This window comes from Streptomyces silvae (assembly GCF_016745505.1).
Lineage (GTDB): Bacteria > Actinomycetota > Actinomycetes > Streptomycetales > Streptomycetaceae > Streptomyces > Streptomyces silvae.
Genome location: NZ_JAERUC010000143.1, coordinates 1 through 20,207, shown reverse-complemented (window position 1 = coordinate 20,207; position 20,207 = coordinate 1). Strand labels below are relative to the sequence as shown.

At 72.1% G+C, this 20,207-nt stretch carries 19 protein-coding genes; 10 read left to right on the top strand and 9 right to left on the bottom strand.

What is annotated here, in order from left to right:
* Positions 1–565: 565 nt before the first annotated feature.
* From ppdK to JKV81_RS21815, 3 genes are all read left to right on the top strand, one after another.
* Positions 566–3,277 (top strand): pyruvate, phosphate dikinase, encoded by a 2,712-nt coding sequence (gene ppdK, locus JKV81_RS21825; RefSeq protein ID WP_129262817.1) that lies wholly within the window; start codon positions 566–568, stop codon positions 3,275–3,277.
* 542 nt (positions 3,278–3,819) lie between these two features.
* Positions 3,820–4,821, top strand: a complete 1,002-nt coding sequence (locus JKV81_RS21820; RefSeq protein WP_129266934.1) for an ArsR/SmtB family transcription factor — start codon at positions 3,820–3,822, stop codon at positions 4,819–4,821.
* A gap of 118 nt (positions 4,822–4,939) precedes the next feature.
* Positions 4,940–5,356: a VOC family protein gene (locus tag JKV81_RS21815; protein WP_129262815.1), complete on the top strand. Its 417-nt coding sequence runs from the start codon at positions 4,940–4,942 to the stop codon at positions 5,354–5,356.
* Positions 5,357–5,455: 99 nt separating this feature from the next.
* Here JKV81_RS21815 and JKV81_RS21810 read toward each other — a convergent pair whose 3' ends face one another.
* From JKV81_RS21810 to JKV81_RS21795, 4 genes are all read right to left on the bottom strand, one after another.
* Positions 5,456–6,622, bottom strand: a complete 1,167-nt coding sequence (locus tag JKV81_RS21810; protein WP_202077361.1) for an alkaline phosphatase PhoX — start codon at positions 6,620–6,622, stop codon at positions 5,456–5,458.
* A gap of 116 nt (positions 6,623–6,738) precedes the next feature.
* On the bottom strand, positions 6,739–7,098 hold the full coding sequence (gene nirD / locus JKV81_RS21805; protein ID WP_124276573.1) for a nitrite reductase small subunit NirD: 360 nt from the start codon (positions 7,096–7,098) through the stop codon (positions 6,739–6,741).
* Positions 7,095–9,683, bottom strand: a complete 2,589-nt coding sequence (gene nirB, locus JKV81_RS21800; RefSeq protein ID WP_202077359.1) for a nitrite reductase large subunit NirB — start codon at positions 9,681–9,683, stop codon at positions 7,095–7,097. The genes nirD and nirB overlap by 4 nt, the downstream gene beginning before the upstream one ends.
* Positions 9,683–9,862: a hypothetical protein gene (locus tag JKV81_RS21795; RefSeq protein ID WP_202077357.1), complete on the bottom strand. Its 180-nt coding sequence runs from the start codon at positions 9,860–9,862 to the stop codon at positions 9,683–9,685. Before JKV81_RS21795 ends, nirB begins: the two co-directional genes overlap by 1 nt.
* 148 nt (positions 9,863–10,010) lie before the next feature.
* On the opposite strand from JKV81_RS21795, the gene JKV81_RS21790 reads away from it, so the two are divergent.
* A complete protein-coding gene (locus JKV81_RS21790) occupies positions 10,011–10,802 on the top strand; it encodes a sulfite exporter TauE/SafE family protein (protein WP_202077356.1) in 792 nt (263 codons plus the stop codon).
* Between the two features lie 48 nt (positions 10,803–10,850).
* Here JKV81_RS21790 and JKV81_RS21785 read toward each other — a convergent pair whose 3' ends face one another.
* The 4 genes from JKV81_RS21785 to JKV81_RS21770 all read right to left on the bottom strand — a co-directional run bounded on the left by JKV81_RS21785 (position 10,851) and on the right by JKV81_RS21770 (position 13,912).
* Positions 10,851–11,483: a class F sortase gene (locus JKV81_RS21785; RefSeq protein WP_202077353.1), complete on the bottom strand. Its 633-nt coding sequence runs from the start codon at positions 11,481–11,483 to the stop codon at positions 10,851–10,853.
* A 23-nt stretch (positions 11,484–11,506) separates the two neighbouring features.
* A complete protein-coding gene (locus JKV81_RS21780) occupies positions 11,507–12,175 on the bottom strand; it encodes a GVDTG sorting domain-containing protein (RefSeq protein WP_202077350.1) in 669 nt (222 codons plus the stop codon).
* Positions 12,176–12,564: 389 nt separating this feature from the next.
* The gene (locus JKV81_RS21775; RefSeq protein WP_129262801.1) at positions 12,565–13,044 is read right to left on the bottom strand and encodes a DUF5990 family protein; all 480 of its coding nucleotides are present in this window, start codon (positions 13,042–13,044) and stop codon (positions 12,565–12,567) included.
* A 67-nt stretch (positions 13,045–13,111) separates the two neighbouring features.
* Complete coding sequence (locus JKV81_RS21770) at positions 13,112–13,912, bottom strand: aminotransferase class IV (RefSeq protein ID WP_202077348.1); 801 nt, start codon at positions 13,910–13,912, stop codon at positions 13,112–13,114.
* A 69-nt stretch (positions 13,913–13,981) separates the two neighbouring features.
* Between JKV81_RS21770 and JKV81_RS21765 the strand changes: the two genes are divergently transcribed.
* Genes JKV81_RS21765 through JKV81_RS21755 form a run of 3 tightly spaced genes read left to right on the top strand, consistent with a single transcriptional unit; the run spans position 13,982 to position 15,506 of the window.
* Positions 13,982–14,608: an NADPH-dependent FMN reductase gene (locus JKV81_RS21765; protein WP_129262790.1), complete on the top strand. Its 627-nt coding sequence runs from the start codon at positions 13,982–13,984 to the stop codon at positions 14,606–14,608.
* A 59-nt stretch (positions 14,609–14,667) separates the two neighbouring features.
* Positions 14,668–15,006: a divalent-cation tolerance protein CutA gene (gene cutA, locus JKV81_RS21760; RefSeq protein WP_124276582.1), complete on the top strand. Its 339-nt coding sequence runs from the start codon at positions 14,668–14,670 to the stop codon at positions 15,004–15,006.
* Positions 15,003–15,506: a gamma-glutamylcyclotransferase family protein gene (locus JKV81_RS21755; RefSeq protein WP_202077345.1), complete on the top strand. Its 504-nt coding sequence runs from the start codon at positions 15,003–15,005 to the stop codon at positions 15,504–15,506. Before cutA ends, JKV81_RS21755 begins: the two co-directional genes overlap by 4 nt.
* A gap of 9 nt (positions 15,507–15,515) precedes the next feature.
* Here the strand turns inward: JKV81_RS21755 and JKV81_RS21750 are convergent, their stop codons facing one another.
* Positions 15,516–16,223, bottom strand: coding sequence for a SanA/YdcF family protein (locus tag JKV81_RS21750; RefSeq protein WP_202077342.1), 708 nt, complete (start codon positions 16,221–16,223; stop codon positions 15,516–15,518).
* 205 nt (positions 16,224–16,428) lie between these two features.
* On the opposite strand from JKV81_RS21750, the gene JKV81_RS21745 reads away from it, so the two are divergent.
* From JKV81_RS21745 to JKV81_RS21735, 3 genes are all read left to right on the top strand, one after another.
* Entirely contained in the window at positions 16,429–17,334 is a 906-nt protein-coding gene (locus JKV81_RS21745; protein WP_202077340.1) for a sirohydrochlorin chelatase, read from the top strand.
* Between the two features lie 36 nt (positions 17,335–17,370).
* Positions 17,371–18,681, top strand: a complete 1,311-nt coding sequence (locus JKV81_RS21740) for a deoxyguanosinetriphosphate triphosphohydrolase (protein WP_202077337.1) — start codon at positions 17,371–17,373, stop codon at positions 18,679–18,681.
* A 118-nt stretch (positions 18,682–18,799) separates the two neighbouring features.
* Entirely contained in the window at positions 18,800–20,059 is a 1,260-nt protein-coding gene (locus JKV81_RS21735) for an NAD(P)/FAD-dependent oxidoreductase (RefSeq protein ID WP_202077333.1), read from the top strand.
* Positions 20,060–20,207: the final 148 nt, after the last annotated feature.

Sequence of the window (20,207 nt, the reverse complement as noted above, 5' to 3'; positions counted from 1 at the left end):
CACACCGAGGGGCACCGAGTGCCCCAGCAAAGAGCCCGCTCAGATGAGCGGGCTTTTCTGCTGGATACGGCGCGTTCCCCCGCGCTTTCCCGGCAGGCGTGTGGGCCCGCTCTCCTTTCCCGTGCACGGTGTCACTCTCGGTCCGCGCGCGGTGGCGCTGGGATGGTCACTCGTCGACGCACAGACGTCCGGATGGTGACATCTGAGCGCGGATACGGGCGTGATTCTCGCCACCCTTGAGGGGTGCTTGGCTCAGATGAGCACTCTTTTGGATGCTGTACTTCTCAAATGGCGGCACTGGGTGCCAGGCGGGTTTACTTTGATCGATCAAATCATCCATCACTGTGTGTCAGCATTGCGCCGAAGTGCATGAACTCTTCGTCATGATGACTTCAAGAGGTGAACGCATCTCCTCCGTGCGGCGTACCCCCGCGTTACTTTCGATCTGCTGGCGGACGGGTGGTTGAGCCCTCATGACGCGCAAGTGGCCGTACCCAGACACCTTCGATCTGGGTATGTTCCTCGCCGTCAGGGCAGCCACCGCGTCCTCGAGGAGTCGAGACCCGTGTCGGAACACAAAGATCCCCAGAAGTTCGTCTACGACTTCACCGAGGGCAACAAGGATCTGAAAGATCTTCTCGGCGGCAAGGGCGCCAACCTCGCCGAGATGACCAACCTCGGGCTGCCCGTCCCTCCGGGCTTCACCATCACCACCGAGGCCTGCAAGGTCTACCTCGACAGCGGTGACGAGCCGGCCGAGCTTCGCGACGAGGTCAGTGCGCACCTCGACGCGCTCGAGAAGCGGATGGGCAAGAACCTCGGCCAGGCCGACGACCCGCTGCTGGTCTCCGTCCGCTCCGGCGCGAAGTTCTCGATGCCCGGCATGATGGACACCGTCCTGAACATCGGCCTCTCCGACGCCTCGGTCGTCGGTCTCGCCGCGCAGGCCGGTGACGAGCGCTTCGCCTGGGACTCGTACCGCCGCCTCATCCAGATGTTCGGCAAGACCGTGCTCGGCGTCGACGGCGACCTCTTCGAGGAGGCGCTGGAGGCCGCGAAGGAGGCCAAGGGCGTCACCGTCGACGTGGACCTCGACGCGGCCGACCTGAAGAAGTTGGTCAAGCAGTTCAAGAAGATCGTCACCCGGGACGCGGGCCGCGACTTCCCGCAGGACCCGCGTGAGCAGATGGACCTGGCCATAAAGGCGGTCTTCGACTCGTGGAACACCGACCGCGCCAAGCTCTACCGCCGCCAGGAGCGCATCCCCGGCGACCTCGGCACGGCCGTCAACATCTGTTCGATGGTCTTCGGCAACCTCGGCCCCGACTCGGGTACGGGCGTCGCCTTCACCCGTGACCCGGCCAGCGGCCACCAGGGCGTCTACGGCGACTACCTCCAGAACGCACAGGGCGAGGACGTCGTCGCGGGCATCCGCAACACCGTGCCGCTCGCCGAGCTGGAGTCCATCGACAAGACGTCGTACGACCAGCTGATGAAGATCATGGAGACGCTGGAGACCCACTACAAGGATCTCTGCGACATCGAGTTCACCATCGAGCGCGGTCAGCTCTGGATGCTCCAGACGCGGGTCGGCAAGCGCACCGCCGGTGCAGCCTTCCGCATCGCCACCCAGCTCGTCGACCAGGGCCTCATCGACGAGGCCGAGGCGCTCCAGCGGGTCAACGGCGCCCAGCTCGCGCAGCTGATGTTCCCCCGCTTCGACGACGCGGCCAGCACCGTGCTGCTGGGACGCGGGATCGCCGCGTCGCCGGGCGCGGCCGTCGGCAAGGCCGTCTTCGACTCGTACACCGCCGTCAAGTGGTCGCGGTCCGGTGAGAAGGTCATCCTGATCCGCCGGGAGACCAACCCCGACGACCTCGACGGCATGATCGCGGCCGAGGGCATCCTGACCTCGCGCGGCGGCAAGACCTCGCACGCCGCCGTCGTCGCCCGCGGCATGGGCAAGACCTGTGTCTGCGGCGCCGAGGAGATCGAGGTCGACACCAAGCGCCGCCGGCTCACCGTCGGGGACACCGTGGTGGAGGAGGGCGACCTCGTCTCCGTCGACGGCTCCACCGGCAAGGTGTACCTCGGCGAGGTACCCGTCGTACCGTCCCCGGTCGTCGAGTACTTCGAGGGCCGCATGCACGCCGGCGCCGACGACGCCGACGAGCTCGTCGCCGCCGTGCACCGGATCATGGCGTACGCCGACCGGGTGCGCCGGCTGCGCGTGCGGGCGAACGCGGACAACGCCGAGGACGCCTCGCGGGCCCGCCGCTTCGGCGCCCAGGGCATCGGCCTGTGCCGCACCGAGCACATGTTCCTCGGCGAGCGCCGCGAGATGGTCGAGAAGCTGATCCTCGCGGACACCGACGACGAGCGCGAGGCCGCGCTGGCGGCGCTCCTGCCGCTCCAGAAGGCCGACTTCATCGAGCTGTTCGAGTCGATGGACGGGCTGCCCGTCACCGTGCGGCTGCTCGACCCGCCGCTGCACGAGTTCCTGCCCGACATCACGGAGCTCTCCGTCCGCGTCGCGCTCGCCGAGTCCCGTAAGGACGCCAACGAGAACGACCTGCGCCTGCTGCAGGCCGTGCACAAGCTGCACGAGCAGAACCCGATGCTCGGCCTGCGCGGGGTGCGCCTCGGCCTGGTCATCCCCGGCCTGTTCGCCATGCAGGTCCGGGCGATCGCGGAGGCGGCGGCGGAGCGCAAGAACGCCAAGGGCGACCCGCGCGCCGAGATCATGATTCCGCTCGTCGGCACGGTCCAGGAGCTGGAGATCGTCCGCGAGGAGGCCGACGGGGTCATCGCGGAGGTCGAGGCGGCCACCGGTACGCAGCTGAAGCTGAGCATCGGCACGATGATCGAGCTGCCCCGCGCCGCGCTGACCGCCGGTCAGATCGCGGAGGCCGCGCAGTTCTTCTCCTTCGGCACGAACGACCTCACCCAGACGGTGTGGGGCTTCTCCCGCGACGACGTGGAGGCCTCGTTCTTCACCGCGTACCTGGAGAAGGGCATCTTCGGGGTGTCGCCGTTCGAGACGATCGACAAGGACGGCGTCGGCGCCCTCGTACGCAGCGCCGTGGAGGCCGGCCGGGCCACCCGGCCCGACCTCAAGCTCGGCATCTGCGGTGAGCACGGCGGGGACCCGGAGTCGGTGCACTTCTTCCACGAGGTGGGCCTGGACTACGTCTCCTGCTCCCCGTTCCGCATTCCGGTCGCCCGGCTGGAAGCGGGCCGCGCCGCCGCCGAATCGCGGGGCAGCGACAGCCGCTGAGCCCCGGCGGAAGCGCCTGACACGACTCCGGATACCGCCGGCGGACAACAGAGACCCTCATCGGTCCTCCGGCGGGCCGGATTACCCGGAAGCGGCGGCACCCTGTGCGGGGGTGCCGCCGCTTCGTCCATTTGAAAAGCGAACCGTTGAAAGCGGTCCTGCTTTGGCCTGTCATGCGGTCCGTCACGTAGTCGGTGCACGGTCGGCGAAGTGGTTCGCTTTTCACCGTTCGGTGCGCAAATCCAGGACGTACGGACCGGGTGCGGTCCAGGGATCCCCACCCCCGGACCGCACCCGCTTACCCCTGCCGGGTACGGAGCCGCACCGTCGTTCACCGCCGCCGAACAGGCGAAGCCCCCCACGGCCCCCACCCGCTCTTTCGGTGACGCCGGATGCGTACCCGACGTCGTACAGCCTTTCGGTCGGCGGCGTTTCGGGCGAGACATTTCAACTGTGGCCGAAACCCCGTGGTGACCTCCTGTGACGCTGTGCATACGCTTCGGCGGGGGGAATTGCGGGTGCAACAGGTGGGGGTTTCGGCAGTGCTGCGTATCCATGTGTCCGGGGTGGACCTTTCGCGCGTGCGGATGGCCACGAGGCCGGACGCGATGTGGGAGACCATTCTCAGTTTTCACCGGTTGAGAGACCGGCGTGGTTCCACGGTGTTCGGTAAATGGCGGAAGGAATCCCGTACGCGCCTGAATGGTGAAGCGCGTCTGCTGTCCGCGGTCGTTCCGCCCCGCGGCTATTTCCCCGACTTCCTGACGCCCGCGGGGGAAGGCGCCGAGCCGCTCGGGCTGGACGCCGGGATCGAGGTGCTGCGCGACACCCCCACGGACCGCATCCGGGGTGAGCTCGCGCTGCTGACGGGACAGGGCGCCGCCGGGCGGCGCCACACGCCGGGTTCCCTGCCCGAGGTGCTGGCCGAGGGACGTACGGAGCCGTTGGGCCGGCTCATCTCCACCCTGCGCGCCTACCACCGCGCCGCGGTCGAGCCGTACTGGCCGCACATCCGGGCGAGCGTCGAGGCCGACCGGGCGCTCCGGGGCCGCGCCCTGCTGGACGGCGGCGCGGACGAACTCCTGGCGACCCTGCCGCCGATGATCCGCTGGCGGGCCCCCGTCCTGGAGGCGGACTACCCCGTCGACCGTGAGCTGCGCCTGGACGGGCGGGGGCTGCTGCTCCAGCCGTCGTTCTTCTGCCGGGGCACCCCCGTCGTCTACCGCGACCCCGGCCTGCCGCCGGTCCTGGTCTACCCGGTCACCCACCCCGGCGCCCCGGCCTCCGCCGAGCCCGGCCCCTGGCTCGGCCGGCTCGTGGGCCACACCCGCTCGGCGGTGCTGCGGTCCATAGGCAACGGCTGTACGACGAGCGAACTGGCCCGCAGGACCGGGGTCTCGCTGGCCTCGGCGAGCCAGCACGCCTGTGTGCTCCGCGAGGCCGGCCTGGTCCGCACCCTGCGCCACGGCAGCTCGGTCCTGCACACCCTCACCCCGCTGGGCGCCGCGCTGCTCAGGGGCGGAGCCCCGCTCGCCGTGCCGTGAGAAGCCGCTGCCGCCGGAGCGATGAGTTCTCCGCGCCGCCCGGGTCTACCTCTTGTAAGCGCTCGTACGGAGCGCGCGGGAGCACCGCAGAGTGCCGGACGGAAGAGTGGGAACCATCATGACCCAGCCCCAGATGATCTTCGTGAACCTGCCGGTCAAGGACCTCGGCACGACGAAGAACTTCTTCGCGAAGCTCGGCTACGGCTTCAACCCGCAGTTCAGCGACGACTCGACGGCCTGTCTGGTCATCAGCGACACGATCTTCGCCATGCTGATCAGCGAGCCGCGCTTCAAGGACTTCACCAAGAAGGAGATCGCGGACGCCTCGGCGACGACCGAGGTCCTCATCGCCCTGAGCGCGGAGAGCCGCGAGAAGGTCGACGAGATGGCCGACGCCGCGCTCGCCAACGGCGGCTCGCCCGCCAACGACCCGATGGACGAGGGCTTCATGTACGGCCGCTCGTTCCAGGACCCGGACGGCCACATCTGGGAGGTCGTCTGGATGGACCCGGCTGCCGTCGAGGGCCAGGCCTGACACCCGGCGGGCAGTGGTCGCGGAGCCGGCGCCGCGACCACTGCCGTGCGGGGTGGTCAGGGGCAAAAGCCCCCGCGACCGCTGACCTGCGGGGGCGGGTCAGGAGCGGAAGGGCCCCGTGACCTCGTAGGTGATGCCGCCGGACGAGCTGCCGCTCGTCCCGCGCTGCGAGGAGAAGTAGAGCCGCCTGCCGTCCGGGGAGAACGCCGGACCGGTGATCTCCGAGCCGGACTGTCCGCTGATCCGCAGGAACGGGGCGACGGTGTCGTCCGGAGTGATCAGGCAGATCTCCATGTTCCCGCCGTCCTCCGCGACGTACAGGTCACCGGAGGCGGCGCGGGTGACGTTGTCGACGCCGGTGAGCGGGGCGGCGCCGCCGGTGACGAGCGAGTCGTCGTAGACCAGCGAGAGGGACGAGGCGTTCGCGTCGTACGCCCACACCCGGTTGTCGCCCTTGGTGGTGAACCAGCAGGTCCCCGCCGCGTAGAAGCAGCCCTCGCCGCCGTTGAACACCTTGGCGCCGGAGACCTGGTAGCGGGTCTGGGTGGGCGATCCGTCCGGGTCGGGGACGGTCGTCCAGGTCACCGGGCCCGAGGTGCCGGTGCCCGCCACCAGCACCTGGAGCGTGCCGGACGACAGATTGCCCCAGGTGGTGGGGCGGAAGCGGTAGAAGCGGCCGTCCGTCTCGTCCTCGGTCAGATAGACGTAGCCGTGGTCGGGATCCGCGGCCGCCGCCTCGTGCTTGAACCGGCCCATCGCGGGGCGCTGCACGGCGGCGTTCACCCCCCACGGGTCGGTCTCGTACACGAAGCCCCGGGTGACCTCCTCGCAGGACAGCCAGGTGTTCCACGGGGTCCGCCCGCCCGCGCAGTTGGTGTTCGTGCCGGACAGGATCCGGTACGCCGAGGTGACGGTCCCCGAGGAGTTGAAGCGCACCGCGCTCGCCCCGCCGCCGCTGCTCGCCGACACCTCCGCGTTGGAGACGTAGATCCAGCCGCCGCCGTCGGTGAAGGTGGCACCGCCGTCCGGGGCGCTGTGCCAGGTGTACGAGGTGCCCGGGACGGTCTGCCCGGAGCGGGCGATGATCCTGCTGGTGAAGCCGCTCGGCAGCAGGATGCCGTTGCTGTTCGCCGCCTGCAGCGCACCGTAGGGGCCCGCGGCCGGCTGGGCCGGGTCGGCGAGGGCGGCACCCCGCCACAGGGTGCCGCCGAAGGCCGCCGCCGAGCTGCCGATCACCGCTGTGCGCAAGAAGGTCCGACGTTCCACGATCACTCCACGGGTGACGTGAGGGCCCGCCGGTCCGGTCGGCCCGGCGGGTCGAACGTCAGGACAGTAGAGGCGGGCGGTTGACGGAGCGGCAACAGCCGGTGAACGGACCGGAGTCAGTCCCCGCGGACCCGGAAGACCGGCACGGTGACGTCGTCGTCGTCCAGGCAGGCGCCCGTCTCCAGGTCGAAGCGCTGCTTCAGCAGCGGCGACGCGACGAACGGCCGTCCCCCGGCGGAACCGACCAGGCCCCGGGAGAGGACGTACGCCCCGGTGAACGGGTCGCGGTTGTCGATCGCGTACGCCCGCCCCGCCCGGTCCACGAAGAGCGCGACCTGCCGGCCGTCCGGGAGGAGCGCCGCCACACCGCGCCCGGGGGTCAGCAGCGCACGGTCGCAGACGGTGAGCCAGCCGTCCCCGTCCGCGAGCTGGATCGTCCGGGTGTCCTGTGCCGTTTCCACGGTCTGGGTCGTCATCGGGAAGAGGTCCCTTCGAGAGTACGGACGGCGAGCACCGGGCCCGCGAGGATGTCGAGGTCGGGCTTGACCTGGTCGCGCTCGGGGACGAACTTGACGGACGGGTCGGGTGCGTCGGGGGCGTTGACGAAGGTGACGAAGCGCCGCAGCCGCTCCGGGTCGTTGATGGTCTCGGCCCACTCGTCGCGGTAGCCCGCGACATGGTCGGCCATCAGCCGCTCCAGCTCGTCGCAGAGGCCCAGCGAGTCGTGGACGACCACGTCGCGTACGTGGTCCAGGCCGCCCTCGATCCGGTCCAGCCAGGTCGAGGTGCGCTCCAGACGGTCCGCGGTGCGGATGTAGAACATCAGGAACCGGTCGATGAGCCGGACCAGTTCGGCGTCGGAGAGGTCCTGCGCCAGCAGGTCCGCGTGGCGCGGGGTGGCGCCGCCGTTGCCGCCGACGTAGAGGTTCCAGCCCTGCGCCGTGGCGATGATCCCGAAGTCCTTGCCGCGGGCCTCGGCGCACTCCCGGGCGCAGCCCGAGACCGCCGACTTCAGCTTGTGCGGCGAACGCAGCCCCCGGTAGCGCAGCTCCAGGTCGATCGCCATCCTCACCGAGTCCTGCACGCCGTAGCGGCACCAGGTCTGCCCCACACAGGACTTGACCGTGCGCAGCGACTTCCCGTACGCGTGACCGGACTCGAAGCCGGCGTCCACCAGGCGCGTCCAGATCAGCGGCAGCTGGTCGACGCGGGCGCCGAACAGGTCGATGCGCTGACCGCCGGTGATCTTCGTGTAGAGACCGAAGTCCCGGGCCACCTCGCCGATCACGATCAGCTTCTCCGGGGTGATCTCACCGCCGGGGATGCGCGGCACGATCGAGTACGAGCCGTTGCGCTGGAGGTTGGCCAGGAAGTGGTCGTTGGTGTCCTGGAGGGCCGCCTGCTCGCCGTCCAGGACGTAACCGCTCGCGCCGACCGTCGGGGCCAGCGAGGCGATGACCGAGCCGACCGTCGGCTTGCAGACCTCGCAGCCGTCGCCGCCGCGCGCCGCCTCACGGCCGTGCGAGTCCAGCAGCTCCGCGTACGAGGTGATCCCCAGGGTGCGGACGATCTCGTACAGCTCGCTGCGGGTGTACGCGAAGCAGCCGCACAGCCCCTGGTCCTCGGGCTGCGGCAGCAGCTGGCCGATGACCTTGACGCAACTCCCGCAGCCCGTACCGGCCTTGGTGCACTTCTTCACCTCGGGGAGCGTGGTGTGCTCGCAGATCGCGCCCTTGGTGACGTTGTGGCAGGAGCAGATCACGGCCTCGTCGGGCAGGGAGGACGGACCGAGGGTGACCGGGCCGCCCGCGCCGGCCGGCAGCACCAGCTGCTCCGGGGCGACGGGGAGCACCGTGCCGGTCATCGGCCGCAGCGTGCCGTACTGGTCGGCGTCACCGACCAGGACCCCGCCGAGCAGGGTGCCGTCCCGGCCGATCACCAGCTTCTTGTAGACGCCGGAGCGGGAGTCCGCGTAGACGACGTCGAGGCAGCCCTCGGCCGCGCCGTGCGCGTCACCGAAGGAGGCGACGTCCACCCCGAGCAGCTTCAGCTTCGTCGAGAGGTCGGCGCCGGTGAAGGAGGCCGCGTTGCCCGCGATCACCTCGGCGACCGCCAGCGCCATCTCGTACCCCGGCGCCACCAGCCCGTAGACCCGGCCGTCCGAGGCCAGCGCGCACTCGCCGATCGCGAAGACGGCGCTGTCGGAGGTGCGGCACTCCTCGTCGACGATGATGCCGCCGCGCGGGCCGACCGCCAGACCGCAGTCGCGGGCCAGCTGGTCCCGGGGGCGTACGCCGGCGGAGAAGACCACGAGATCGGTCTCCAGCGAGGAACCGTCGGACAGGGCCATGCCGTCGACCCGGCCGTCCTCGCCCGCCGTGACCTCCTGGGTGCCGACACCCGTGTGGACGGTGAGGCCCATGTTCTCGATGGTGCGCAGCAGCGCCGCGCCGCCGCCCTCGTCGACCTGGACGGGCATCAGCCGGGGCGCGAACTCCACGACGTGCGTGTCGAGCCCGAGGCCCTTCAGCGCGCCCGCCGCCTCCAGGCCGAGGAGCCCGCCGCCGACGACCGCACCGGTCGTCGCGGTCCTCGCGTACTCCTCGATCGCGAGGAGGTCCTCGATGGTGCGGTAGACGAAGCAGCCCTCGGCGTCCTTGCCGGGGACGGGCGGGACGAACGGGTACGAGCCGGTGGCCAGCACCAGCGTGTCGTAGGTGAAGGTCTCCCCGGAGCGCGCGGTGACGGTGCGCGCCTCACGGTCGACGCTCTCCGCCGGGTCGCCGACGCGCAGCTCGATGCCGTGGCGCTCCATGAAGTCCGGCTCGACGAGCGAGAGGTCCTCGGGCGTCCTCCCGGAGAAGTACGAGGTCAGCTGCACCCGGTCGTAGGCGGGGCGGGGCTCCTCGCAGAGCACGACGACCCTGGCGGTGCCCGCGGCGGCGGTCAGCCCGCGGTCGGCGAGCGCTTCCAGGAAACGCTGTCCGACCATGCCGTGCCCGACGACCACGATCGTCGGCACGCCTGCGGTGGGGGCGGTCGGGGGAGTGGACACCGGCATCAGAAGCCTCCGTCGTTGGTGAGCAGATGGAGCGGGGACGTACCGGCGGGGAGGGCGTCGTCGTCCTGCCGGGTCCGGGCGAGGGTGGCGACGGCGGCAGGACCGCCGGACGGCACCCCGCCCGCCGTCCCGGCGCCGGTCACCACCACCCGTGCCGCGTTCTCCGTCCGTGTCCTCATGTCCTTGAGCGTGCGCGGCGGGTGTTACCCGACCGGATCCCTCCTGTTTCCCGGGAGGAACCTTGCGCTCAGCACGCGCGGGCGCCCTCTGTGAGGGCCCGGGCAACTGGTTGGACTGGGCACCTATTGCTTGCCTAAGGTCGCGGACATGCCCGAGATCACGCTGACCACCCTCGTCCTGCTCTGTCTGGCCGCCGTCGCGGCCGGCTGGATCGACGCCGTGGTGGGCGGTGGCGGGCTGCTCCTCCTGCCCGCCCTGCTGCTCGGGCTCCCGCACGTCCCGGCCGCGCACATCCTGGGGACCAACAAGGCCGTCGCGATCGTCGGCACCTCGGGCGCCGCCGTCACCTATGTGCGCAAGGCGCCGGTTCAGGTGGGCACCGCCGTACGGATCGGGCTCATGGCGCTCGCGGGATCGATGACCGGGGCCTTCTTCGCCGCGGGCATCAGCAGCGACGTCCTGCGCCCGGTGATCATGGCGGTGCTGCTGGCCGTCGCCGCGTTCGTGATGCTGCGCCCGTCCTTCGGGACGGCGGCGGCCGGCGACGGCACGGACCGGAAGGTCACCCGGGCCCGTACGGTCACCGCGATCGTGCTGGTCGGTGGCGGTATCGGCTTCTACGACGGGCTGTTCGGGCCCGGCACCGGCACCTTCCTGGTGCTGGCGCTGACCGCCGTGCTCCACCTCGACCTGGTCACCGCCTCCGCCACCGCCAAGATCGTGAACGTCTGCACCAACGGCGGGGCGCTGGCGATGTTCGCCTACCAGGGCACCGTCCTGTGGCAGCTGGCCGCGCTGATGGCCGTATTCAATCTGGCGGGCGGGATGTTCGGGGCGCGGATGGCCCTCAGGAAGGGCAGCGACTTCGTCCGCGGGGTGCTGCTGGTCGTGGTGTTCTCCCTGGTGGCCAAGCTCGGCTTCGACCAGTGGACGGCCTGAGCGGGGCGAGCGGCTCAGGGATGTCCCGCTCAGGCCGGGGCCGCCCGGTCAGCGCACCTCGGCGAGGTGGGCGTACGCCACCACGTTGCCCTGGTAGCCCGTCTCGCGGGTGAAACCGCCCCCGCAGGTGATCAGCCGCAGCGAGGCGTGCGCGGTGGCGCCGTAGACCCGCTTGTCCGGGAAGTCGTCGTTCTCGTACACCTCGACCGCGTCGACCGTGAAGACGGCGGTCGTGCGGTCCCCGCGGTCGATCTCGACCTCGGCCCCCTTCTTCAGCGAACCGAGGGAGTAGAAGACGGCCGGCCCCTCCGCGTTGTCGACGTGGCCCGCCACTATCGCGGTGCCCTTGGCGCCCGGCGGTGTGCCGTCCTCGTACCAGCCGGCGAGGTTGGGCTTCTCCGCGGGCGGCGCGTCGAGGCTGCCGTCCGCGCCCAGCCCGAGACCCGTCATGGGCGCGTCCACGCCGATGCCGGGGATGCGGATCCTGACCGGTGCGGAGGGGCGCAGGGGCTCGGCGACCCGGGTGCCCGGCCGGGGCTCGGAGCCCGCCGCGAAGGCCTCGGCGGTGGACGGCTGGGGGGCGGCGGTCCGGGGGGCCGCCCCGTTGTGGACCAGCCACACGCCGCACAGGGCGGCGATGCCCACCAGCCAGACCCTGGCCCTCAGTGCCGTCCTGTCCACGTCCTGTCCTTTGCCGGCCGTCCTCAGTGACGCGGGCCGTCGGTGCGGCGCCGGCGCAGGAGCAGGGCGCCGCTGAGTGCTGCCGCGGCGACGAGGCCGGCGCCGGCGGCGAGTTGTGCGGTGTCCGGGGCGGCACTGCCGCCCACACCCGTCCCGACGTGCCCGGAGGGCCGGCTGGGGCTGGGGGAGGCCGTGGGCCGGTGCCCCGGGGGGACGGGCGGTTTCGCGGATCCGGGGTCCGTGCCGGGGGCGGTCCCGCCCGGGGGCTCGGGGCGGGCGCCGGGGTCCGTACCGGTGCCGGTGCCGGGCTGACGGAGCGTTCCGGCCTCGTCCCCGGTGTCTGCCCCGGCCTCGTCCTCCGGCGCCTCCGAGTCCGGCCAGGCGGGCTCCGTCACCGCTGCCGGGTCCTCGGCGAGATCCAGGCCGCCGAGCGATTGCGTGCCGTCGGCCGGTCCCGGATCACCGGTCTCCAGCTCGTCGGCCGTGCCGAGGTCACCGGCCGCCGTGCCGGCACTGTCGCAGAAGGCCGCCGCGTCACCGCCCGCCGTGCCGTCGGCCCCGCACTCCGCCGTGGCGGTGAGCTCAGGTCTGCCGAGGCTGTCCGCGTGCGCGGACGGGATGGCGAGGCCGAGCGCGGCGGCGGTGAGGGCCGCGGCGGCGGTACCGGTCACGAGGCGGGCGGGGCTGCGCATGGGAATCCTCCGGGCAGACGGATGTGTCCTGCCTCCGAGGTAAGAGGCCCTGCCCCACGGCCGCATGCTGACGCAGGGTCAGCTTTCACCCGTACGGACCCGGGGAGCGCGCCCGTACGCACGGCCGGTGCAGGTCGCGGCGGTGCCAGGATTCGCTCGCCCCCTCCGGTGCCGATCGGGTGAGCCCGGCATCGAATGGGATGTGACGCAGGTCACATGAATGTGTCTCCATCGGGCGGGCACACGACCTTTACCCCCCACGGGACGGCAGCCCCCCCGCCGGCCCCCCGGCAACCGCCCTCACCGGCCCATCCCCCCCAGGGACCGGTGGGGGCGGTGTCGTACTCCCACCCCTCCCGCTCCTCCCGACCCTCCTGCTCTCCTCGCGATCACTCCTCAGGTGTGCCGGGTCCGGTCTCCGTCGCGGACCAGATGATGTCCGGAGGGCGTACGCGGGCACATCGAGGCTGCCCTTTGTCGTCGGTCAGCCGCAGGCGTGCGGTGAGGTGCCCCGTGCGGGAGGCGGCCTCCAGGACCTCCGGGTCGATGTCGCTCATCATCAGCTTGGCCCGGCGGAACATGGTGAAGGTCCCGGAGTCGTCCACGGTGCCCCAGGAGAGGTAGACGAAGCGCCCTCCGAGCCGGTTCTGGACGTACGGCCCCGACACCTCGACGCCCTCCGCGGTGGGGGCGGCGGCGCAGTCCAGGGTCCAGGAGGCGTGCGCCGCGTCACCGGGGTGCAGGCCGAGCAGTTCGCCGGGCCGGTCCTTGCGCTGCACGCCGACGTGGATGTTGTCGAAGCCGGCGAAGTCGGTGTCGGGACCGCAGGTGCGGCCCGGGAGTTCCGATGCTTCGATATGGATCTGCATGGCCCCATGGTCCCGCACCCCGGAGGGGCCGGGAGGCGCACCGGGGTGCGGGACCATGGGGCCCGGATCAGACGGTGCCGCGCGGGGCGTCCTCGTACACCTCGCCGAGCAGCTTCATCAGGTCCTCGTCGACGGCGAGGACGGTGTCGTCGATCCGGTGGACCGGTGCGATGCCCTGCGAGTTGCTGACGAACGCCGCCCGGTACGCACCCAGGCCGTCCAGCCTCACCCCGCGCCGTACCGAGGGCCGGCCCGCCCGCGCGAGGCCGCTCTCCAGCAGCGCCATGGTGATGCCGGTCAGCGCGGGGGCGTCCGGCCAGACGACCGAAGTGCCGTCCCAGAAGCCGATGTTGGTGATGGCGCCCTCGGTCACCATGCCGCCGGGCGACGTCAGCAGCGCCTCGTCGAAGCCCGCCCGCCGGGCCTGCTGCCCGTAGTGGATCTGGCTGAACTCGCCGGGGCGCTTGATGTGTGCCACGGCCCGCGCGTACGGGACCGACATCAGGCTCCGGGGCGAACCGTCCGGCTCGACCGGCGCCCGCACCGTCACCGCCACCACCGTCTCCGCGCTGTCCTGCGGCAGGTATCCGTGGACCCGGACCGACGCGTCCCGGGTCCACGCCCCGGCGCCGTCGAGCGCGTGGCCGATCAGCTCGCGCACGCGGTCACCGGCCAGGGGCAGCCCGAACAGTTCCCGGTTCGCGGAGTCCAGCCGTTCCAGGTGCAGATCGAGGCCGCGCACCGTGCGGTCCCTGACCTGCATCGCGGTGAAGTGGCCGTAGCCGGCGAAGGCCGGGATCAGCAGATCCTCCGCGGTGGCGGGGCGGCCGTCGAACTCGACGTGGAGGTCCGGTACGGAAGGAGTCATGGCGTCCAGCGTAGATGCCGCGAGTCGGCGCTTGACCTCAATCATGGTTGAGGTGTGAGGCTGCGGTGTATGGACCTCAACACAGACCTCAACACACCTGTTTCCCCACCCTCCGAAGCCCCTTCCGACGCCGCGTCCAGCGCCTCTTCCGGCGCCCCGCTGAAGGTGGCCGTCATCCTCGGCAGCAACCGCGAAGGCCGCTTCGGCCCCGTCGTCGCCTCATGGTTCCTCGGGCGGGCGGCCGGCCACCCGGACGTCGAGACCGAGCTGATCGATGTCGCCGAGACCGAGCCGCCCGCCACCGGAGCCGCGCTCGTGGCCCCCCGGCTGGCACGCGCCGACGCCTTCGTCGTCCTGACCCCCGAGTACAACCACTCCTACCCGGCACCGCTGAAGAACCTGATCGACCGGCACTTCGCCGAATGGCAGGCCAAGCCCGTCGCGTTCGTGTCGTACGGCGGGATCTCCGGCGGTCTGCGGGCCGTCGAGCACCTGCGCCAGGTCTTCGCCGAACTGCACGCCGTCTCCATCCGCGACACCGTCTCCTTCCACAACGCCGGGGCGCTCTTCGACGACCTGGGCGTGCCCAAGGACCCGGCCCAGGTCGACGGGGCGGCCAAGAAGATGCTCGACCAGCTGGTCTGGTGGGGCCGCGCCCTGCGCGAGGCCAGGACCCGGCACCCGTACGGCGGCTGACACCGCGAGGCCCGACAATCGAGGGGCCACGGACGCCGAGCACGAGGAGAGACCCCGGGATGACCGAGCCCGCATGGCTGACCGTCCTGACCACGACGGACAGCGAGGAGAAGGCCCACACCCTGGCCCGGGGCGCGGTGGAGGCGCGGCTCGCCGCCTGTGCCCAGATCTCGGCCCCCGTCACCTCCGTCTACCGGTGGCAGGGGGCCGTCGAGACCGGTCAGGAATGGCAGGTGCTGCTCAAGACGACGGCCGGGCGGTACGACGCGCTGGAGGCCCACCTCCTCGCCGCGCACGACTACGAGACGCCCGAGATCATCGCGACGCCCGTCGTGCGCGGCAGCGACCGCTACCTCGCCTGGGTGTCCGCGGAGACGGCTCCCACCGCGGCACTGTGAGCGACACCGGGCTGCCCTTCTTCGTGTACGGCACGCTGCTCCCCGGAGAGCCCAACCACGACCGCTTCCTCCGGGGCCGCACATGCCGGGAACAGCCGGCCGTGCTGCCGGGCGCCCTCCTCTACGAGGGCCCTGGCTATCCGTACGCGGTCGAAGGCCACGGCACCGTCCACGGCGCCCTGGTCACCGCCGCCCCCGGGGCGTACGCCGAACTGCTGGGGCTCCTGGACGACCTGGAGGAGTTCCTGGGGCCGGGGCACCCACGCAACCTGTACGAGCGGGTGGCCCGCGAGGCCGTGCCCGCACCGGGCGTCCCCCACGAGCCCGGCCCGGGGGGTCCCGGCGCAAAGGAGCCCGGCGCGGGACAGCCCGGCCCCGTCCGCGCCTGGGTCTACCTCGCCGCCGGCGCCGTCGCCCGCTCCCTGCGCACCGGCGGCACCCTCGTGCCGGGCGGTGACTGGCTCAGCCGGCGGCCTCCACCGGCACGGCGCACCCCTTGAACTCCGGCCTCAGCCCGCCCCGCCCGCCGTCGTGAGGTCAGCCGCGAGCGCCTCCGCCACCCCCGGCTCCCGCGGGCCGAGGAAGTGCGGGTCGGGCTCGAACACGGCGTCCAGGAGCGCCTTGCCTGCCGCGAACACCTCCCGTGTGCCGCCGTAGTACCAGGTCACATCGTGTACGTCGTCGGCCCCCACCCCGTAAGCGTCGATCCCGGCGGAGCGGCACAGGGCGATGGCCCGGCGTATGTGGAAGCCCTGGCTCACCAGGACCGCCCGGTCGACCCCGAATATCCTCTTCGCCCGGACACAGGAGTCCCAGGTGTCGAAACCCGCGTAGTCGCTGACGATCCGCCCGTCCGGCACTCCCCGCTCCGTGAGGTACGTGCGCATGGCGTCCGGCTCGTCGTACTCCACGCGGCTGTTGTCCCCGGTGACCAGCACGACCCGGACCTTGCCCGTGCGGTACAGCTCGGCGGCGGTGTCCAGCCGGTGCGCGAGATACGGCGAGGGGCGGCCCTCCCACAGCCCCGCCCCGAACACCACGGCGACCTCCCGCGCCGGGGCGTCGGCCGTCGTCCGCACCCGGGCGTCGGCCGTGGTGTGCAGCCAGGCCGCGGGCACCAGCGCCACGGCGCAGGCGACCATCAGCGCCTGCACCAGCCGCCGCTGCCCCCGCCGGGTGCGCGGCAGCACCCTCACCCTCGGTTTCCACAGCCGCATGCGGCGCCCCCCGCGCTCGTACAGGATCCCCTCACGGACAGGGACGAACGACGAGGCCGAAAGGTTCGCGCCCGGCCTGAACGCGCGCTGACCCATCCGGTGTGAACAGGCGCTGACACCCGGCGCCCGAGCCCTGTGAGGCGGAGGCAAACACCCGTGACCGGTGCGAAACGGCCCGGCAACGTCCGCCCGGCACGATCGGTCCATGACGGAGACGGCACCGGAACACGCCCGTGAGCCCCTGCCCCTCGACAGCACGGCGCAACTCCTGACCCGCATCACCTCACAGCTCGGCAACCAGCTCAGCCTCGTCTCCCTGAACGGAACCCGCAGGCCCATGCACCGCACCCGGAGATCCGCCCCCACCCTGGTCGCCGTCGCACACGGCAGCAGGGACCCGCGGGCCCTGCACACCGTCCTGGAGCTCCTGGACCGGGTACGGGAGCTGCGGCCCGCCCTCGACGTCCGGCTCGGCCACATCGAGCTGAACGAGCCCCTGCTGCCGGACACCCTGGACGCCGTCGGGCCGGGCGACGCCGTGCTCGTACCGCTGCTCCTCGGCCGAGGCCACCACGTCCGGCACGACCTGCCCCTCGCCGCGGCGGCCGCGACCCACCTCCGGACCAGGGTCGCCGCGCCGCTCGGACCGCACCCGCTGCTCGTCGAGGCCCTCTACGAGCGCCTCCTGGAGGCCGGCTGGCGGGACGCGAACGGCACGGACCGCAACGCCGCCGTCGTGCTCGCCGCCGCCGGGTCGCGCGACCCCCGTTCCGACGTCGACGCGCGGCGCACCGCCGCCCTGCTCAGCGACCGCCTCGGCGGGGTGCCCGTCGTGCCCGCGTACGCCTCGGCGGCCACCCCCGATGTGCCGGCCGCCCTGCGCGCACTCGCCGCCCGGGGCCGCCACCGGGTGGCCCTCGCCTCGTACTTCACCGCCCCCGGCCGCTTCGCCACCGTCTCGGCGGCCGCCGCCCCGGGCATCGCCGCCGCCCCGCTCGGCGCGCACCCGGCGATGGCACGCCTCCTGCTGCACCGCTACGACCAGGCCCTGGCCACCACCGCGCCCGGCCAGGCCCCGCTGACGCACCCGCACCTCCTGGCCACCGCCTGACCCCTGCTGTCAGCGCGTCCGTCTACTGTCGGAGACATGGACGGTACGCACGACCCCCGGGACACGCCCTACGGCGCCGCTGACACCGAGCGCTGGGACACCGAGCCCGACAAACGGCCCGGCCGCACCGCGTTCCAGCGCGACCGCGCCCGGGTGCTGCACTCCGCCGCCCTGCGCCGGCTCGCCGGCAAGACCCAGGTCGTCACCCCCGGCACCCGCAGCCGGGCCTGGGACGCCAGCCCCCGCACCCGGCTCACCCACTCCCTGGAGTGCGCGCAGGTCGGCCGGGAGCTCGGCGCCGCCCTCGGCTGCGACCCCGACCTCGTGGAAGCGGCCTGCCTCTCCCACGACATGGGCCACCCGCCCTTCGGCCACAACGGCGAACAGGCGCTCAACGACTTCGCCTCCGACTGCGGCGGCTTCGAGGGCAACGCCCAGTCGCTGCGGCTGCTCACCCGCCTCGAACCCAAGCGCTTCGTCCGCGACCCCCGCAGCGGTGAGCTCGCCAGCGTCGGGCTGAACCTCACCAGGGCCGCCCTGGACGCCGCCACCAAATACCCCTGGGCGCGGGGGGCCCATCCCACCGACCCCGGATCGCCGAAGTTCGGGGTGTACGAGGACGACCTCCCGGTCTTCGAGTGGGCCCGCAAGGGCGCGCCGCAGGACCGCAAATGCTTCGAGGCCCAGGTGATGGACTGGTCCGACGACGTCGCCTACTCGGTGCACGACTTCGAGGACGGACTGCACGCCGGGCACATCGACCCCGGCTGCCTCTTCTCCGAGCAGGAGCGTGCGGAGATCTGGGGCGTCGCCATCGGACGGTACGTCCCGGCGGACACCGACCCCCAGGAGCTCGCCGACGCCCTCGACCGCCTCACCGCCGAGGAGTGGTGGCCGCACGGCTACGACGGCACCGCGGTCGCCCAGGCCCGGCTCAAGGACGCCACGAGCCAGCTCATCGGCCGGTTCTGCCTCGCCGCCGAGTCCGCGACCCACGCCGCGTACGGCCCCGGCCGGCTCGGGAGGTACGGCGCCGAGCTGATCGTCCCGCGCGAGGTGCGCAACGAGTGCGCCGTGCTCAAGGCCGTCGCCGACCGTTACGTCATGCAGCGTGCCGAGCAGGAGGCCATCCGCGCCAACCAGCGGATCGTCATCGCCGAGCTGGCCGCCGCGCTCACCGCCCGCGCGCCCGAAGGACTGGAGCCGCAGTTCCACGCCCTGTACACGGCGGCCCCCGACGACCGGGCCCGTAAGAGGGTCCTCGTCGACCAGATCGCCGCACTGACGGACGCCTCCGCGCGGTCCCTTCACGGAAGTCTCACCGGCGCCCGGCAGACTGGAGCATGACCGGGCCACATGCCATTGGCGGTGACCTGATCGGGGCACACCCTCTTTCGCCATCACGCTGCGTGCGGGACGCTCGCAGGTGGCGGCGCCGCGCAGCACAGTACCGAGGAGGCATCAAGTGGTCGACGCACATCGGACGTTCGTCATCATCGGCGGAGGGCTCGCCGGAGCGAAGGCGGCCGAGACACTCCGGGCGGAGGGCTTCAGCGGCCGGGTGATCCTCATCGGCGACGAGCGCGACCATCCGTACGAACGGCCACCGCTGTCCAAGGGATACCTGCTGGGCAAGGACGAGCGGGACTCCGTCTTCGTCCACAGGACGGCGTGGTACGCGGGCGCCGACATCGAGCTCCACCTCGGCCAGGTGGTCACCTCCATCGACCGGGACGGCCGGTCCGTGCAGCTCGGCGACAACACGGTCGTCCACTACGACAAGCTGCTGCTCGCCACCGGCGCCGAACCCCGCCGGCTCGACATCCCGGGCACCGACCTCGTCGGCGTCCACCACCTGCGCCGCCTCGCCCACTCCGACCGCCTGCGCAACGTCCTCGCCGCACTCGGCCGCGACAACGGCCACCTGGTGATCGCCGGAGCCGGCTGGATCGGCCTGGAGATCGCCGCGGCGGCCCGTGGGTACGGCGCCGAGGTCACGGTCGTCGCCCCCTCGGCGACCCCGCTGCACCACGTCGTCGGCCCCGAGGTCGGCCAGATCTTCACCGAGCTGCACGCCGAGCACGGCGTCCGTTTCCACTTCGGCGCCCGCCTCACCGAGATCACCGGACAGGACGGCCTGGTCCTCGCCGCCCGTACCGACGACGGTGAGGAGCACCCCGCCCACGACGTGCTCGCCGCGATCGGCGCGGCCCCGCGCACCTCGCTCGCCGAGGCCGCCGGGCTCGACATGGCCGGCCGGGCCGAGGGCGGCGGTGTCCTCGTCGACGCCTCCCTGCGCACCTCCGACCCGCACATCTACGCCGCCGGGGACATCGCGTCCGTGGACCGCCCGCTCTTCGGCGGCCGGCTGCGCGTGGAGCACTGGGCGAACGCCCTGAACAGCGGCCCGGCCGCCGCCAAGGCGATGCTCGGCCAGGACGTGACGTACGACCGGATCCCGTACTTCTTCTCCGACCAGTACGACCTCGGCCTGGAGTACTCCGGCTGGGCGCCGCCCGGTTCGTACGACCAGGTCGTCATCCGGGGCGACGCGGGCAAGCGCGAGTTCATCGCCTTCTGGCTGAAGGACCGCCGGGTCCTCGCCGGGATGAACGTCAATGTGTGGGACGTCACCGAGAGCATCCAGAAGCTGATCAGGGCCGCCCGGCCCGTCGACCCGGACGCCCTGGGCGACCCCTCGGTGCCCCTGGACTCCCTGCTCTGAGCGGCGGCCCGGACCTCCGGGACCGGCCGGCGCCGGTGGGTGCACCCCGCCACCGGCCGGTCCCGGACATCCGGCCCCACCCGCAGGGCCTTTCGTTTGGATCAGGCCGGGCTCGCGTGCCCTGGCACCGCACCTCGCGGCGTTGTCG